Raw genomic sequence first — 16,457 nt, 5'->3', positions numbered from 1 at the left:
TCACGGGAGCCTCCGCACCACGAGGGCCGCGAGCGCCTGGTCGGCGCGCGGGACGCCCAGCCGGTTGAGGGTGCCGTCGGCGAGGCGGAAGAGGGTGTACTTCATGGGCCCGGTCACCTCGCCGAGCCCGGCGAGCGCCCGGTGGTACTCGGTCCACGAGTCGTCCGCGCAGGGCTCCGGCACCGGCTGCTCGGCGAGGGCCATGAGCTTGAGCCGCACTCCGGATCCGAGGCCGGCCGACCAGTACCGCCAGCATTCGAAGAGGAACGGGCGCCGCTCGCCGGGCGCGATCAGCCCGGCGGTCGTCCGCAGGTGCCGCACGGCGATCGGCAGCGCCGTGTCGGCGGACGGCTCGCCGCGGCGGGCGAGCGCGAGCGCCAGGTCGCTGGCGATGGTGGACAGCTCGGGATGCGCGGGCCCATCGCCCGCGGCGACGGGCGCGACGCTCAGGCCGAGGCGCCGGGCCGCCCGCGCGCCGCAGAGGAAGCGCAGCTCGAAGCCGTACGCCTCGCGCCGGTAGGCCCAGTGGGCGCCGGGATCGGCCTCCCGCAGCCTGGCCACGGTGTGCGGGATCAGCTCCAGCAACGCCTCGTCGTCGCCGCCCGCCGGACGCAACAGTCGGGCGTACCACCAGCTTCGCGCCATCCGCGGCCGCCCTCGGGTCGTCCCAGCGTGATGACCGACCCTAACCCGCCGCCCGTGGCCAGGAGATCCCCAAAAGTCTCGGGCGCGGCTAGGGGTCGGCAGGGGTACCGGCCCCCCGCCCGCGAACCAAGACTGTGAACGGCCCGGCCCGGCCCGACCGACGGATGTGGTGAACATGCTGCGAACCGAGTTGATCCGGCCGATCACCGAACTGCTGCGCGAGCACGGCCGCCGGTTCGGAGCCAAGGCCGCGTTCCGCGACGCCCGCCGCGTCGTCACCTACGGCGAGCTGGAGCGGCGGACCTTCTCGCTCGCCGGGAACCTCGTCGCCCTCGGGCTGGGGCGCGGTGATCGGGCCGTCATCTACCTCGGCAACCGGGTCGAGACGGTGGAGAGCTACCTCGCGCTCGTGCGGGCCGCGGCGATCGGGGTGCCGCTGAACCCGCGCTCGACCGACTCGGAGCTCGAGTACCTCCTCGAAGACTCCGGCGCGGTGCTCGTCATCACCGACGAGGCCCGCCTGGACCAGGTCCGCCGGGTCGCGGGCGGGCGCCGGATCGTGCTCGTGGGGGACGACTTCGAGGCGCTGGCCACGGCCGAGCCCGCGGCGCCCCCGCCGGACGACCTCGCGCTCGACGAGCCGGCCTGGATGCTCTACACCTCCGGCACCACCGGGCGCCCCAAGGGCGTGCTCTCCACGCAGGCGAGCTGCCTGTACTCGGTCGCCGCCTGCTACGTGCCGATCCCGGGCCTGTCGGCGGACGACCGCGTGGTGTGGCCGCTGCCGCTGTTCCACAGCCTCTCGCACATCGCCTGCGTGCTGAGCGTCACCGCGGTCGGGGCCACCGCCCGGATCGTCGACGGGCTCTCCGCCGACGACGTCCTCGCCGCGGTCCGCGAGGACGCCGCGACCTTCCTCGCCGGCGTGCCCACGCTCTACCACTACCTGGTCGAGGCGGCCCGGGAGTCCGGCTTCGCCGCGCCCGAGCTGCGCATGTGCCTCGTCGGCGGGGCGATCACCACGGCCGCGCTGCGCCGCGCCTTCGACGAGACGTTCGGGGTGCCGCTGCTGGACGCGTACGGCAGCACCGAGACGTGCGGCTCGATCGCCGTCAACCGGCCCACCGGCCCGCGGGTCGAGGGCTCCTGCGGCCTGCCCGTGCCCGGCGTCGACGTGCGGCTGGTCGACCCCGAGACCGGCGCGGACGTGCCGGCCGGGGTCGAGGGCGAGGTCTGGGTCCGCAGCCCCAGCGTGATGCTCGGCTACCACAACCAGCCCGAGGCGACCGCGGCGGCGCTGCGCGACGGGTGGTACCACACCGGCGACCTCGCCCGCCGCGACGAGGCCGGCCACCTCACCGTCGTCGGCCGGCTGCGCGAGCTCATCATCCGCGGCGGGGAGAACATCCACCCGGGCGAGATCGAGGAGGCGCTGCGCGGCGTGCCCGGCGTCGCCGACGTGGCCGCGACCGGCCGGCCGCACGAGGCCCTCGGGGAGGTGCCGGTGGCGTTCGTGGTGCCCGGCCCCGAGGGCGTCGACCCCGCCGCGCTGTTCGCCGCCGCCCGCGAGCGCCTGTCCTACTTCAAGGTGCCCGAGGAGCTCTACGCCATCGCGGCCGTCCCGCGCACGGCCTCGGGCAAGGTGACCCGGCTGGCCCTGCTCGACCGGCCCGCCCGCCTGCTCGCCGTCGCCGGCGGCCAGCACGACCGGCTCCTGCTCGACTCGTGGACCGAGGTCGGCCCGGCGCGCCCCGACGACGGTGCACAGTGGACCGTCGTGCTCGCCGACGGCGCGGGCGCCCCGCCCACCCCGGAGCACGTCCGCGCGGCCAACGCCGCCCTGCGCGCCCACGTCGAGCACCGGCTCGCGGCCGAGCGGCTCGTGATCGTCACCCGCGGGGCGGTCGCCACGACGCCGGGCGAGCCGATCCACGACCCGGTGTACGCGCCCGCCTGGAGCTGGCTGCGCCTGCTGCAGGCCGAGCACCCCGACCGCCTGCGGCTGCTCGACCTCGAACCCGGCACCGACCCGGCCCCGCTGATCGTCGGCGACGAGCCGCAGGTCGCGGTGCGCGGGGGCGTCCGCCGCGCACCCCGCCTGGTCCCGGCCCGCTCGACCGCGGCGGCCTCGGCACCGCTGGGCCCGGTGCGGGCCATCGGCGCCGGCACGGCCTTGTCCGGCCACCTCGAGCGGGCCTACGCGCTGGACGGGACCGTCCCGACCGTCGTCGTCGCCGTCGGCGGCGACGCGGACGAGGCCTGGCGCATCGCCGCGACCGCGCGCGAGGTCCCCGCCGAGAGCCGGCTCATCGTGCTCACCTCGCTCACCGGTCTGCGGGGATCGGCCGCGGACGCGGATCTGGTCGCGGCCGAGGCCTACGCGCGCGGGATCGCCGCGCGGCACCCCAACGGCCTCGCCTTCGCCGGCGACCCGTCCACCCGGGAGGGCCGGGCACTGTTCGACGCCGCGCTGCTCACCGGCGCGACGGCCGCCACCGGGTGGCCGACCGGCGCGACCCCGACCGGCCCGGCGGCGGCCCTGCTGCGGCGCGGCCCGGCCGGCGTACCCCGGCCCCGCAGCGGCGACGGCGAGGCGCTGCGGGACCGGCTGCGCGGCCAGCCCGCCGTCCAGCGCCGGCACACCCTGCGGCAGCTCGTGCACGCGTGCGCGGACGCGGTCCTGCCGGCCGCGCACGGTACCGATGCCGACCGCCCGTTCAAGGCGCTCGGCTTCACCTCCCTGCAGGTCGTCCAGCTGCGCGACCGGATCCGGGCCGAGACCGGCCTCGCGCTGCCGTCGACCCTGGCCTTCGACTACCCGACGCCGGCGCTGCTCGCCGAGCACCTGGCCCGCCTGCTGCTGGGCGACGCCACGGTCGAACGGGACCTCGACGAGCCCCCGCCGCCCGCCGACTCGCCGGTGGCCATCGTCGCCCTGGGCTGCCGGCTGCCCGGCGGCGTGAGCAGCCCGGACGAGCTGTGGGACCTCGTCGCGCGCGGCGGCGACGCCATCGGCGAGTTCCCGGCCGACCGCGGCTGGGACCTCGCGCGCCTGCGCGACGGGGCGAGCGCGACCCAGCTCGGCGGGTTCCTCTACGACGCCGCCGACTTCGACGCCGAGTTCTTCGGCATCTCGCCGCGCGAGGCCCTCGCCATGGACCCGCAGCAGCGGCTGCTGCTGGAGACGTCGTGGGAGACGGTCGAGCGCGCCGGGATCGACCCGACCGCGCTGCGGGGGAGCCCGACCGGCGTCTTCTTCGGCGTCATGCACCACGACTACGCCGCCGGGGTCGAGGCCGGGGAGCTGGAGGGGTACCTCGGCACCGGCACCGCGGGCAGCGTCGCCTCCGGGCGGGTCGCCTACGCGCTCGGCCTGGAGGGCCCGGCGATCAGCGTCGACACCGCGTGCTCGTCGTCGCTGGTCTCCCTGCACCTGGCCGCGCAGGCGCTGCGGGCCGGCGAGTGCTCGCTGGCGCTGGCCGGCGGGGTCGCGGTGATGGCGAGCCCGCAGGTCTTCGTCGAGTTCTCCCGGCAGCGTGGCCTGTCCCCGGACGGGCGCTGCAAGGCGTTCGCGCAGGGCGCCGACGGTACGGCCTGGTCGGAGGGCGTCGCCGTGCTGCTGCTGGAGCGCCTCTCCGACGCCCAGCGGCTCGGCCATCCCGTGCTCGCGGTGCTGCGCGGCTCGGCGATCAACCAGGACGGCGCCTCCAACGGCCTCACCGCGCCCAGCGGCCCCGCGCAGCAGCGGGTGATCCGCCGCGCCCTAGCCGCCGCCCGGCTCACCGCGGCCGACGTCGACGCCGTCGAGGCGCACGGCACCGGCACCCGCCTCGGCGACCCGATCGAGGCCCAGGCGCTCATCGCCACCTACGGCCAGGGCCGGGACACTCCGCTGTGGCTCGGCTCGCTCAAGTCCAACATCGGCCACGTCCAGGCCGCGGCCGGGGCCGCCGGCGTCATCAAGATGGTCCTCGCCATGCGCCACGGCGTGCTGCCGCGCACGATCCACGTGGACGAGCCGACCCGCGAGGTCGACTGGTCGGCCGGGGCGGTACGGCTGCTGACCGAGGCCCGCGAGTGGCCCGACGCCGGCCGCCCGCGCCGCGCCGCCGTCTCCTCGTTCGGCGTCAGCGGCACCAACGCCCACGTGATCCTCGAGTCGCCCCCGGACCCGGTGCCCGCGCCGCCCGCCGAACCCCCTGCCGAACCCCCTGCCGAACCCCCTGCCGAACCCCCTGCCGAACCCTCCGCCGAACCCCAGTTCGACGTCCTGCCCTGGCTGCTCTCCGCGGCCTCGCCCGAGGGGCTGCGCGCCCAGGCCGGCCGGCTGCTCGCCTGGGCGGACGAGCGGCCCGCCGCCGACATCGGCTTCTCCCTGGCCACCACCCGGGCCGCGCTCACGCACCGGGCCGTCGTGGCCGGGGGCGACCGGGACGCCCTGGCCGCGCTCGCCGCCGACCGGCCCGCGCCCGGGCTGGTCACCGGGGCCGCCGAGCCGGGCCGCCTCGCCGTGCTCTTCACCGGCCAGGGCAGCCAGCGCGCCGGGATGGGCCGGGAGCTGTACGAGCGCTTCCCGGTGTACGCCGCCGCCTTCGACGAGGCCTGCGCGCTGCTCGACCCGCGCCTCGCCGACGTCGTGCGCGACGGCTCCCTGCTCGACCAGACCGAGTTCACCCAGGCCGGGCTCTTCGCGCTCGAGGTCGCCCTGTTCCGGCTCCTCGCGTCGTGGGGCGTGACGCCGGACGTCGTCGGCGGGCACTCCGTCGGCGAGCTCGCCGCCGCCCACGCCGCCGGGATCCTCTCGCTGCCGGACGCGGCCCGCCTGGTCACCGCCCGCGGCCGGCTCATGCAGGCCCTGCCCGCCGGCGGCGCGATGGTCGCCGTCGAGGCGGCCGAGGATGAGGTCGCCCCGCTGCTCTCCGAGCGGGTGAGCATCGCCGCGGTCAACGGGCCGCGGGCGACGGTCATCTCCGGCGACGAGGACGCGGTGCTCGCCGTGGCCACCCGGCTGCGGGCCGAGGGCCGGCGGACCCGGCGGCTGCAGGTGTCGCACGCGTTCCACTCGGCCCGCATGGACCCGATGCTCGACGCGCTCGCCGAGGTCGCGGCCGGCCTCACCGTGCGCCCCGCCGAGCTGGCGCTGGTGTCCAACGTGACCGGCGCCGTGGCCGGCGCGGGGCTGCTCGCGGACCCGCGGTACTGGTCCCGGCACGCCCGCGAGGCGGTCCGCTTCCTCGACGGCGTCCGCGCGCTGCCCGGGCTCGGCGTCACCACCGTCCTCGAGGTCGGCCCGGGCGGCGTGCTCACCGCCCTCGGCCCCGACTGCGACGCCGGCGACCTCGCCTTCGTGGCCGCGCTGCGCGACGGCGGCACCGAGGTGGCCGACCTGCTCGCCGCGCTCGGCCGGCTGCACGTGCGCGGGGTCGCCGTCGACTGGGCCGCCCTCCACGAGGGCCGCGGCCGTAGGGTGCCGCTGCCGACCTACGCGTTCCAGCGCACCCGGTTCTGGCTGCCGGAGACCGGCCCGGCCGAGCGCCGGGGCGGGCTCTACGAGATCGGCTGGGCGCCGGTGCCGTCCGGCACCGAGCCGGCGACGCTCCTGCGGGCCGAGCCCCCCGCCGACGGCCCGCTGCCGCAGCGGGCGCGGGAGACCGGCCGCCGGGTGCTCGCCGCGATCCAGCGGTGGCTCACCGAGCACGACCACGGGCGCCTGGTGATCGCCGTCGACCCCGCCGACCCGGCCCAGGCCACGGTGCCGGGCCTGGTGCACTGCGCCCAGGCCGAGCACCCGGGCCGGTTCGGGCTGCTGGAGGCCGGCACGGACCCGGTGCTGCCCGCGGACGAACCCTGGCTGGCCGTCCGCGAGGGGCGGCTGGTCGCCGCCCGCCTGCGCCCGCTGAGCGGCACCGGCGGCCACGCCCCGAAGCTCGCGGGCGGCGCCGTGCTCGTCACCGGCGGCACCGGCGGCCTCGGCCGGCTCGTCGCCGCGCATCTCGTCGCCGAGTACGGCGTCGCCGAGCTGGTCCTGGTGTCCCGCCGCGGCACCACCGAGCCCTGGGTGCGGGACCTGATCGACACGGGCGTGCGGGTGAGCGTGGTCGCCGGCGACGTGGCCGACCGGGCGACCCTCGCGGCCGCGATCGAGCCCGTCCGCGACCGGCTCGTCGCCGTCGTGCACGCCGCCGGCGTGGTCGACGACGCCGTGGTGGCCAACCTCGGCGACGAGCGCTGGGACCCGGTCCTGCGCCCGAAGGTCGACGGCGCCTGGCACCTGCACGAGCTGACCGCCGGGCTCGACCTGGCCGCCTTCGTGCTGTTCTCCTCCGCGTCCTCCACGCTCGGCGGGCCCGGCCAGGGCAACTACGCCGCCGCCAACACATTCCTCGACGCCCTCGCCGCGCACCGCCGCGCCCTCGGGCTGCCGGCCGTCACCATCGCCTGGGGGCTGTGGGAGCAGGCGGCCGGCATGGGCGGCCGGCTCCGCGACGTCGACGTGGCCCGCGCCGCCCGCGCCGGCACCCGCGCCCTGAGCGACGCGGCCGGCCTGCGCCTGCTCGACGCCGCCCTGCGCGCCGACCGGCCGCACGTCATCGCCATCGACCTCGACCACGCCGCCCTCGACGCCGGGGCGGCCCTGCTGCGCGAGCTCGCCCCGGTCGTGCGGCAGGACGATCCGCTGGTGGAGAAGCTGCGGGCCATGGACGAGGACGAGGGCACCGCCCTGCTGCTCGACCTCGTTCGCACCAACGCCGCCGTCGTACTGGGCCACGCCGGACCCGAGCGGATCGTCCCCGCCCGCGCGTTCAAGGACGCCGGCTTCGACTCGCTCATGGCGGTCGAGCTCGGCCAGCGGCTCAGCGCCGGCACCGGCCTGCGGCTGCCCGGCACCACGATCTTCAACCATCCGACCCCGCTGCTGCTCGCCGGGCACCTGCGCCACCGGCTCCTCGGCGACGCCGCCGCGCCGGCGGCGCCCGACGCGCCCCGGGCGGTGACCGGCGAGCCGATCGCGATCGTGGCCATGGCCTGCCGCTTCCCCGGCGGTGTCGGCTCGCCCGAGCAGCTGTGGGACCTGGTCGCCGCGGGCGGCGACGCCATCGGCCCCGTCCCCGCCGACCGCGGCTGGGACCTCGACGCCATCTTCGACCCCGAGCCGGGGGTGGCCGGGCGGACCTACGTGCGCTCCGGCGGGTTCCTGGACGGGATCGCCGACTTCGACGCCGGGTTCTTCGGCATCAGCCCGCGCGAGGCGATCGCCATGGACCCCCAGCAGCGCCACCTGCTCGAGGTCGCCTGGGAGGCCCTGGAACGCGCCGGGCTCGACGCGACCGCGCTGGCCGCGAGCCGCACCGGCGTCTTCGTCGGCACGCACGGGCAGGACTACGCGGCCCAGGCCGCGGGCGGCGACGAGGCCGACGACGGGCACCTGCTCACGGGCTCGTCCGGCAGCGTGCTGTCCGGCCGCGTCGCCTACGCGCTGGGACTGGAGGGCCCGGCCGTCACCGTCGACACCGCCTGCTCGTCCTCGCTCGTCGCGCTGCACCTCGCCGCCCAGTCGCTGCGGCTGGGGGAGTGCGACCTCGCCCTGGCCGGCGGCGTCTCGTTCATGTCGAGCCCGTCCGGGCTGGTGGGCTTCAGCCGCCAGCGCGGCCTGTCGCCGGACGGGCGGTGCCGGGCCTTCTCCGACGCCGCCGACGGGTTCGGGATGGCCGAGGGCGCCGGGCTCGTCGTGCTCGAACGGCTCTCCGAGGCGCGCCGGCTCGGGCACCCGGTGCTCGCCCTCGTGCGCGGCTCGGCCGTCAACTCCGACGGCGCCTCGAACGGGCTCACCGCCCCGAACGGCCCGTCCCAGGAGCGCGTCATCCGCCAGGCCCTCGCCAGCGCCGGGCTGGCCCCGTCCGACGTCGACGCGGTCGAGGCGCACGGCACCGGCACGCCGCTGGGCGACCCGATCGAGGCGCAGGCGCTCATCGCCACCTACGGCCAGGAGCGCTCGGCCCCCGTGCTGCTCGGCTCGGTCAAGTCGAACATCGGGCACACCCAGGCCGCCGCCGGGATCGCGGGCGTCATGAAGATGGTCCTCGCCATGCGGGCGGGGGTCGTCCCGGCGACCCTGCACGCGGACACGCCGAGCTCGCACGTCGACTGGTCGGCCGGCGCGGTGGAGCTGGCGACCGAGGCCCGGCCGTGGCCCTCCACCGGCCCCCGCCGGGCCGGGATCTCCTCGTTCGGCATCAGCGGCACCAACGCCCACGTCATCATCGAGCACGTCCCCGCCCCGGAGCCCTCCGAGCGGCCCGCCGGGCCCGAGGCCGGGGCCCCGGTCCCGTGGACGCTGTCGGCGCGCACCGCCGACGGGCTGGCCGCGCAGGCCCGGCGGCTGCACGCGTGGCTCGGCGCCGAGCCGGATCCGCACCCCCGCGACGTCGCGCACACCCTGCTGGGCCGGGCCGCGCTGGAGCACCGGGCCACCATCGTCGGCGGCGACCTGCTGGCCGGCCTGGCCTCCCTGGCCGGCGGCACCCCGTCCGCCGCCGTCGCGCTCGGCCGCGTCGAACCGTCCACCCGGGGCGCCGTCTTCGTCTTCCCCGGGCAGGGCTCGCAGTGGACCGGCATGGCCGCCGAGCTGCTCGACACCTCACCGGTCTTCGCCGGGCGGATGGCCCAGTGCGCCGCCGCGCTCGCCCCGCACGTCGACTGGTCCCTCGACGACGTGGTCCGCGGCCGCGCCGAGCCCGACCTGCTGGAGCGGGTCGACGTCGTCCAGCCCGCGCTGTTCGCGATGATGGTCTCCCTCGTCGAGGTGTGGCGGTCGCTCGGCGTCGAACCCGCGGCGGTCATCGGCCACTCCCAGGGCGAGATCGCCGCCGCGTGCGTCGCCGGCGCCCTGTCGCTCGAGGACGCCGCGATGGTCGTCGCCCGCCGCAGCCGCGCGCTGGCCGCCCTGGCCGGGGGCGGCGGCATGGTCTCGCTGCCGATGCCCGCCGACGAGGTCCGGACCCACCTCGCCGCCTGGGACGGCCGGCTGTCCATCGCCGCCGTCAACGGGCCCGGCTCGGTGGTCGTGGCCGGCGAGGCCGAGGCCGTCGAGGAGCTGCTGGCCGGCTTCGACGGCCGCGCCCGCCGCATCCCCGTCGACTACGCCTCCCACTCGCCGGCCGTGCAGCGCATCGAGGCCGACCTGCTCGACGCCCTGGCCGGGGTCCGTCCCCGCCGGGCCGAGCTGCCGTTCTACTCCACCGTCGAGGCGGCCTGGGCCGACACGTCCACGCTGGACGCCGGCTACTGGTACCGCAACCTGCGCCGCCCCGTGGAGTTCCAGCGCTCCGTCGAGGACCTGCTGGACCAGGGCTACCGCGTGTTCGTCGAGGCGAGCCCCCACCCGGTGCTGACCCGGCCCATCGCCGACACCGCCGAGGCCGCCCGGCACGAGGACGCCGTCGCCACCGGTACGCTCCGGCGCGACGACGGCGGCCTCGAACGGGTGCTGCGCTCGGCCGCCGACCTGCACGTGCGGGGCGTGCGGATCGACTGGCCCGTGACCGGCCGGCTCGTGGACCTGCCGACCTACGCGTTCGAGCACCGCCGATACTGGCCGAGCACGCGCTCCTGGCCGACCGCTTCGGCCGCCGCCGGCGAGGTGGCCGCCGCGGGCCTCACCGGCCTCGACCACCCGGTGCTGACCGCGTCGGTCACCGTCGCCGGCACCGACGGCCTGCTGCTCACCGGGCGCGTCTCCCGCCGCCTGCAGCCCTGGCTCGCCGACCACGTCGTGCTCGGCCGGACCCTCGTGCCGGGGACCGCGTTCGTGGAGCTGGCCGTGCGGGCCGGCGACGAGCTCGGCTTCGGCGCGCTGGACGAGCTCGTCGTCGAGGCGCCCCTCACGCTGGACGGCGACGCCGCCGTGCGCCTGCAGGTCGCCGTGGCCGCCCCCGACGACACCGGCCGGCGCCCCGTGACCGTCCACTCCCGGCCCGCCGACGCCCGGCCCGACGACCCGTGGACCCGCCACGCCGCCGGCCTGCTCGCGCCGAGCGCACCCGCGCCCGGCTTCGACCTCGCGACCTGGCCGCCGCTCGGCGCCCGCCCGGCCGACGCCGAGCAGTTCTACCCGCGCCAGGCCGAGGCCGGCTACGAGTACGGCCCGGCGTTCCAGGGCCTGCGGGCCGTGTGGATCCGCGGTGACGAGGTCTTCGCCGAGGCCCAGCTGCACGCGCCCGCCGACGGCTTCGGGCTGCACCCGGCGCTGCTGGACGCCGCGCTGCACGCGGCCACCTTCGCCGGTGTCGGCCGCGCCGAACCCGGCCGGGTCATGCTGCCCTTCGCGTGGAGCGGCGTCGCCCTGCACGCCACCGGCGCGACCACGGTGCGGGTCCGGGCGGTTCCGGCGGGCGAGCACGCGATGTCCGTCCAGCTCGCCGACGAGGCCGGGGCGCCGGTCGCCACGGTGACGTCCCTCGCGCTGCGCCCGGCCGCCGCCGACGCCCTCACCACCACCGCGCCCGGCGTCGCCGACTCGCTCTTCGTCGTGGACTGGACGCCGCTGCCCCGCCCGGCGGCGCCGGCCGTGAGCGCCGCCGCGACGACCGTGCACATCGCGGCCGACACCGCCGCCGGCACGCCCGCGCGCGCCCGGCTGGCGGCCGCCGCGGCCCTCGCCCGGGTGCAGGAGTGGCTGGACGACCCCGCCGCCGACGCGTCGACGCTGGTCGTGGCGACCGAGCACGCCGTGGCGACCCGGGCCGGCGAGCCCGTCGACGCCGCCCTCGCCACCGTGTGGGGGCTGCTGCGCTCGGCCCAGACCGAGCACCCGGACCGGTTCGTCCTGCTCGACCTGGACCGCCCCGACGCGCTCGACGGCGACCTGCTCGACACGGTGCTGGCGGCCCAGGAGCCCCAGCTGGCCGTCCGCGGCGAGCAGCTGTTCGCCCCGCGGCTCGCCCGCGCCGAGCCCGGTCCCGAGCTGGTCCCGCCGCCCGGCACCGGGCCCTGGCGGCTGGACTCGCTGGGCCGGGGGACGCTGGAGAACCTGGCGCTCGTACCGCACGATCCCGGCCTGGCCCCCCTCGGCCCGACCGAGGTCCGGGTCGCGCTGCGCGCCGCCGGCGTCAACTTCCGCGACGTGCTCAACGCCCTCGGCATGTACCCGGGCGACGCGGGCCTGCTCGGCGGCGAGGGGGCCGGCGTCGTCACCGAGGTCGGCGCCGCCGTGGCCGACCTGCGCCCCGGCGACCGGGTCCTGGGCGTCTTCGCCGGCTCGTTCGCCACGCTCGCCGTCACCGAGCGCGGCCTGCTCGTGCCCGTCCCGCCCGGCTGGGACTGGGCCCGCGCCGCCGCGACCCCGGTGGTGTTCCTGACCGCCGCCTACGGCCTGTTCGACCTCGCCGCCCTGCGACCGGGCGAGGCGGTGCTCGTGCACGCCGGGGCCGGGGGCGTGGGTATGGCCGCCATCGGCCTCGCCCAGGCCCGCGGCGCCGAGGTCTACGCCACCGCGAGCCCCGACAAGTGGCCGGTCCTGCGTGGGCTCGGCCTGGACGAGGAGCACATCGCCTCCTCCCGGACCCTGGAGTTCGAGGACCGCTTCCTCGCGGCCACCGGCGGCCGCGGCGTCGACGTCGTGCTCAACTCCCTCGCCGGGGACTTCGTCGACGCCTCCCTGCGGCTGCTGCCCCGGGGCGGCCGGTTCGTCGAGATGGGCAAGACCGACCGGCGCGAGCCGGGCGAGGTCGCGGCCCGGCACCCCGGCGTGGACTACCGCGCCTTCGAGACGGCCGACGCGGGCGTGCCGCGCCTGCAGGAGCTGCTGCTCGACGTGGTCGACCGGCTGGAGCGGGGCGAGCTGGCGCCGCTGCCGGTCGCGAGCTGGGACGTGCGCCGGGCGCCGGACGCGTTCCGCCACCTCAGCCAGGCCCGCCACGTGGGCAAGGTCGTCCTCACCCTGCCCCGCCCGCTCGACCCGGACGGCACCGTCCTCATCACCGGCGGCACCGGCCTGCTCGGCGGGCTGGTCGCCGAGCGGCTCGTCACCGGCCACGGCATCCGGTCGCTGGTGCTCGGCAGCCGGCAGGGCCCCGGCGCGCCCGCCGCCGCCGAGCTGCGCGACCGGCTGCGCGCCCTCGGCGCCGAGGTCACCGTCGTCGCCGGTGACGTCGCCGACCCGGCCGGCGTGGCCGCGATGCTCGCCGCCGTGCCCGCCGGGCGCCCGCTGACCGCCGTCGTGCACGCCGCCGGTCGCCTCGACGACGCCCCGGTGACCGCCCTGGACCCGGCCCGCCTCGACGCGGTCTTCGGGCCGAAGCTCGACGGGGCCTGGCACCTGCACGAGCAGACCCGCGACCTGGACCTGGCCGAGTTCGTCGTCTTCTCCTCCGGCGCCGGCATCTTCGGCGTCGCCGGCCAGGCCAACTACGCGGCCGCCAACGCGTTCACCGACGCCCTCGCCGCCGACCGGCGGGCCGCGGGCCGCCCGGCCCGGTCGCTGGCCTGGGGCCTGTGGGAGCAGCCGAGCGCGATGACCGCCGGGCTCGGCGAGATCGACCGGGCCCGGGCCGCCCGCGCCGGCCTGCTCGCCCTGCCGACCGGGCTCGGCCTCGACCTGTTCGACGCGGCCCTGCGCACGTCGGCGCCGCTGCTCGTGCCCACCCGGCTCGACCTCGCGGCGCTGCGCCGCCCGGCGGCCGGGGCCCGGGTGCCGGCGCTGCTCGGCGGGCTCGTGGCGCGCCGGCCCGCCGCCCGGCCCACCGCCGGCGGCCCGGCCGGGGCCGCGGGCCTGGCCGACCGGCTCGCCGGGCTGCCGGCCTCGGTCCAGCTCGGCCGCCTGCTGGAGCTCGTGCGGGCCGAGGCGGCCGCCGTGCTCGGCCACGGCACCGCCGAGGACATCGACCCGGTGAAGGCGTTCAGCCAGGTCGGGTTCGACTCGCTGACCGCGGTCGAGCTGCGCAACCGGCTGACCCGGGCGACCGCGGTCCGGCTGCCGGCCACGCTCATCTACGACCACCCGGACCCGACCGCACTGGCCCGGCACCTGCAGGCCGAGCTCGTCCCGGTCGCCGCCGCGCCCGAGCCATCGATCCTGGACGAGCTCGACCGGCTGGAGCGCGCGTCCGTGGACCCGGGGATGCGCGAGGCGGTCGCGGCCCGCCTCGAGGCGCTCGCCGCGCGCTGGCTGGCGGCGGGCGCGGCCGAGGCCGACGTCGACCTGGAGCAGGCGACCGACGACGAGCTGTTCGCGCTGATCGACGACGAGCTCGGGCTGTCATGACCGAGAACGGGGGCACCATGAGGGACGACGACGCGCTGCCGGACGTGGACGCCGACGCGGTGGTGGTCGGCTTCGGGCCGGTCGGGCAGGTGCTCACGATCCTGCTCGCCCAGCGGGGCCTGCGGGTCACCGTCGTGGAGCGGTGGCCGGCGCCGTACACGATGCCGCGGGCCGTCTCCTACGACGCCGAGGCGGCCCGCATCCTGGCCGCCGCCGGCATCGGCGACCGGGTGGGCGAGGTGACCGAGCCGTCGCGCGACTACACGTTCAAGAACGCCGCCGGCCGGACGCTGCTGCACGTCGACGTGCCCGAGCGGGACGGGCTCGGCTGGGCCGACTCGACGTCGGTGTACCAGCCCGGGCTCGAGGCGCTGCTGGCCGAGCGGGCCGCGGGGCTGCCGACCGTCGAGGTCCGCCGCGGCCAGGAGGTCGTCGCGCTGACCGAGCACGCCGACCGCGTCGAGGCCGAGGTGCGCCGCGGCGACGGCACGAGCACGACGCTCACGGCCCGGTACGTCATCGGCTGCGACGGCGCCAACAGCTTCGTCCGCGGGGCCATCGACGCGGCGCAGCACGATCTCGGCTTCACCCACGACTGGCTCGTCTGCGACGTCGTGTTGCACGAGGCCCGCGCGTTCAAGCCCAACAACCTGCAGGTGTGCGACCCGGCCCGGCCCCGCACCGCGGTCTCGGCCGGCCCCGGGCACCGCCGGTGGGAGTTCATGCGCGTGCCCTCCGAGTCGTACGAGGACTTCGCCACCGAGGCGTCGGCCTGGCGCCTGCTGAGCCTGTTCGACATCGGCCCGCACAACGCCACCCTCGACCGCTTCGGGGTCTACACCACGCAGGCCTGCTACGCCGAGCGCTGGCGGCGGGGCCGGGTGCTGCTGGCCGGCGACGCGGCCCACGTCATGCCGCCGTTCATGGGCCAGGGGATGAGCTCCGGGTTCCGCGACGCGATCAGCCTCACCTGGCGCCTCGACCTGATCCTGCGCGGGGTGTCCGGGGCCGAGCTGCTGGACTCGTACGAGTCCGAACGACGCGCCCACGTCCAGCACGCCATCGCGATGTCGATGGAGTCGGGCAAGGTGATCTGCGAGACCAACCGCCGCGCGGCGGTCACCCGCGACGGCACCCTGCTGGCGGCCCGCCGCCGCGGCGCCGTCCAGGGGATGTCGCGCACGCTGGTCGAGCCGCTGACCGAGGGGGTGCTGCACGCCGGCGGTCCCGAGGGCACGGCCGGGCACCTCACGCCGATCGCGCGGGTGAGCCGCGCCGGCAAGGTCGGCCTCTTCGACGAGCTGAGCGGGCCCGGCTTCGTCGTGCTCGCCACCGGCGACCCGGCCGTCCTGCTGGGCCCGGAGCGGGTGTCGTTCCTGGACTCCATCGGCGCGACCCTGCTGCGCCTGGCCCCGCCGGGCGCCTCCGCGGCCGCGGACGAGGCCACCGTCGCCGACCTCGACGACGTGCTCGGGCCGTGGCTGGCCGCGATGCCGGCGGCGGGCGTGCTCGTGCGGCCGGACTTCCACATCTTCGGCGCCGCCGACGCCGACGGGCTGCCGGACGTCGTGGACGACCTGCGGCGACAGCTCTCATCGGCGCACTGATCCCTTTGTGAGAGAGGGGCACCCCAACGGTGTTCGAGAACCTCAAGATCCTGCGCCGGGCGGTGCGGGCCGTGGCGACCAAGGACCCGGAGTTACGCGTCCAGCGCTTCTACCTGATCCAGGAGCCCCAGGTCGAGTTCCTGGGCCGCTCCACGCGCTACATGAACGTCGGCTTCTGGGACGGCGAGGCCACCACGCTCGACACGGCCGGCGAGGCCCTGGCGCGCAAGCTCGGCGAGGCCGCGGAGCTGCGCGCCGGCGACACGGTGCTCGACGCCGGCTTCGGCTACGGCGACCAGGACTTCCTGTGGCTGCGCGAGCGCGAGGTCGGCCGGATCACCGGGCTGAACATCACCCCGCACCACGTCGAGGCGGCCCGGGCGCGGGCCGAGGCCGAGGGCGTCGCGGACCGGCTGGACTTCCAGCTCGGCTCGGCGCTGTCGACCTCGTTCGAGCCGGAGAGCTTCGACCGGGTGGTGGCGCTCGAGTCGGCGTTCCACTTCCACCCGCGCAGCGCCTTCTTCCGGGAGGCGTACCGCGTCCTGCGCCCCGGCGGCGTGCTCGCCGTCGCCGACATCATCCCGATCGACGGCGCCACCCCGCGGATGGCGTTCAAGTCGGGGCCGCTGAGCTTCCTGAAGTTCAGCCTGCCCGACGAGAACTGGCACGACGGCAGCACCTACGCCAAGCAGCTCACCGAGGCCGGATTCGCCGACGTGACCGTCGAGTCGATCCGCGAGAAGGTGTACGAGCCGTGGCGGCAGTACATGGCCGGGCGCGTGGACGACGAGGAGTACCGCCGCGAGCTCGGCAAGGCGCTGCACAAGGGCGTGGTGCGGCACTGGTCCGGCCAGGACGTCATGCGCCAGGAGCTGGACCTGCTCGACTACGTGATCGCGGTGGCCCGCAAGCCGGAGTGATCGTGCCGGCCGGCTGGCGACCCG

Annotated in this window: 4 protein-coding genes; 3 read left to right on the top strand and 1 reads right to left on the bottom strand. The window is 77.4% G+C overall.

What is annotated here, in order from left to right; genetic code table 11:
• Positions 1 to 615, bottom strand: coding sequence for a hypothetical protein (locus ACQP1P_RS26300; RefSeq protein WP_433073835.1), 615 nt, complete (start codon positions 613 to 615; stop codon positions 1 to 3).
• Between the two features lie 205 nt (positions 616 to 820).
• Here ACQP1P_RS26300 and ACQP1P_RS26295 point away from each other — a divergent pair, with 205 nt between their 5' ends.
• From ACQP1P_RS26295 to ACQP1P_RS26285, 3 genes are read left to right on the top strand one after another with little or no spacing between them, the layout of a single operon-like run.
• Positions 821 to 13,906, top strand: coding sequence for an SDR family NAD(P)-dependent oxidoreductase (locus ACQP1P_RS26295; protein WP_433073832.1), 13,086 nt, complete (start codon positions 821 to 823; stop codon positions 13,904 to 13,906).
• A gap of 17 nt (positions 13,907 to 13,923) precedes the next feature.
• Complete coding sequence (locus tag ACQP1P_RS26290; RefSeq protein ID WP_433073829.1) at positions 13,924 to 15,513, top strand: bifunctional 3-(3-hydroxy-phenyl)propionate/3-hydroxycinnamic acid hydroxylase; 1,590 nt, start codon at positions 13,924 to 13,926, stop codon at positions 15,511 to 15,513.
• 29 nt (positions 15,514 to 15,542) lie between these two features.
• Positions 15,543 to 16,433 (top strand): SAM-dependent methyltransferase, encoded by an 891-nt coding sequence (locus ACQP1P_RS26285; RefSeq protein WP_433073826.1) that lies wholly within the window; start codon positions 15,543 to 15,545, stop codon positions 16,431 to 16,433.
• Positions 16,434 to 16,457: the final 24 nt, after the last annotated feature.

The organism is Dactylosporangium sp. CA-052675 (genome assembly GCF_050947935.1).
Taxonomy (GTDB): Bacteria; Actinomycetota; Actinomycetes; order Mycobacteriales; family Micromonosporaceae; genus Dactylosporangium.
This window is presented reverse-complemented; position numbering and strand designations above follow the sequence as displayed.

Excerpts from the sequence above, each read along its gene's own strand:
- ACQP1P_RS26295 (WP_433073832.1), top strand. The coding sequence starts at position 821 with ATGCTGCGAACCGAGTTGATCCGGCCGATCACCGAACTGCTGCGCGAG.
- ACQP1P_RS26290 (WP_433073829.1), top strand. The coding sequence starts at position 13,924 with ATGAGGGACGACGACGCGCTGCCGGACGTGGACGCCGACGCGGTGGTG.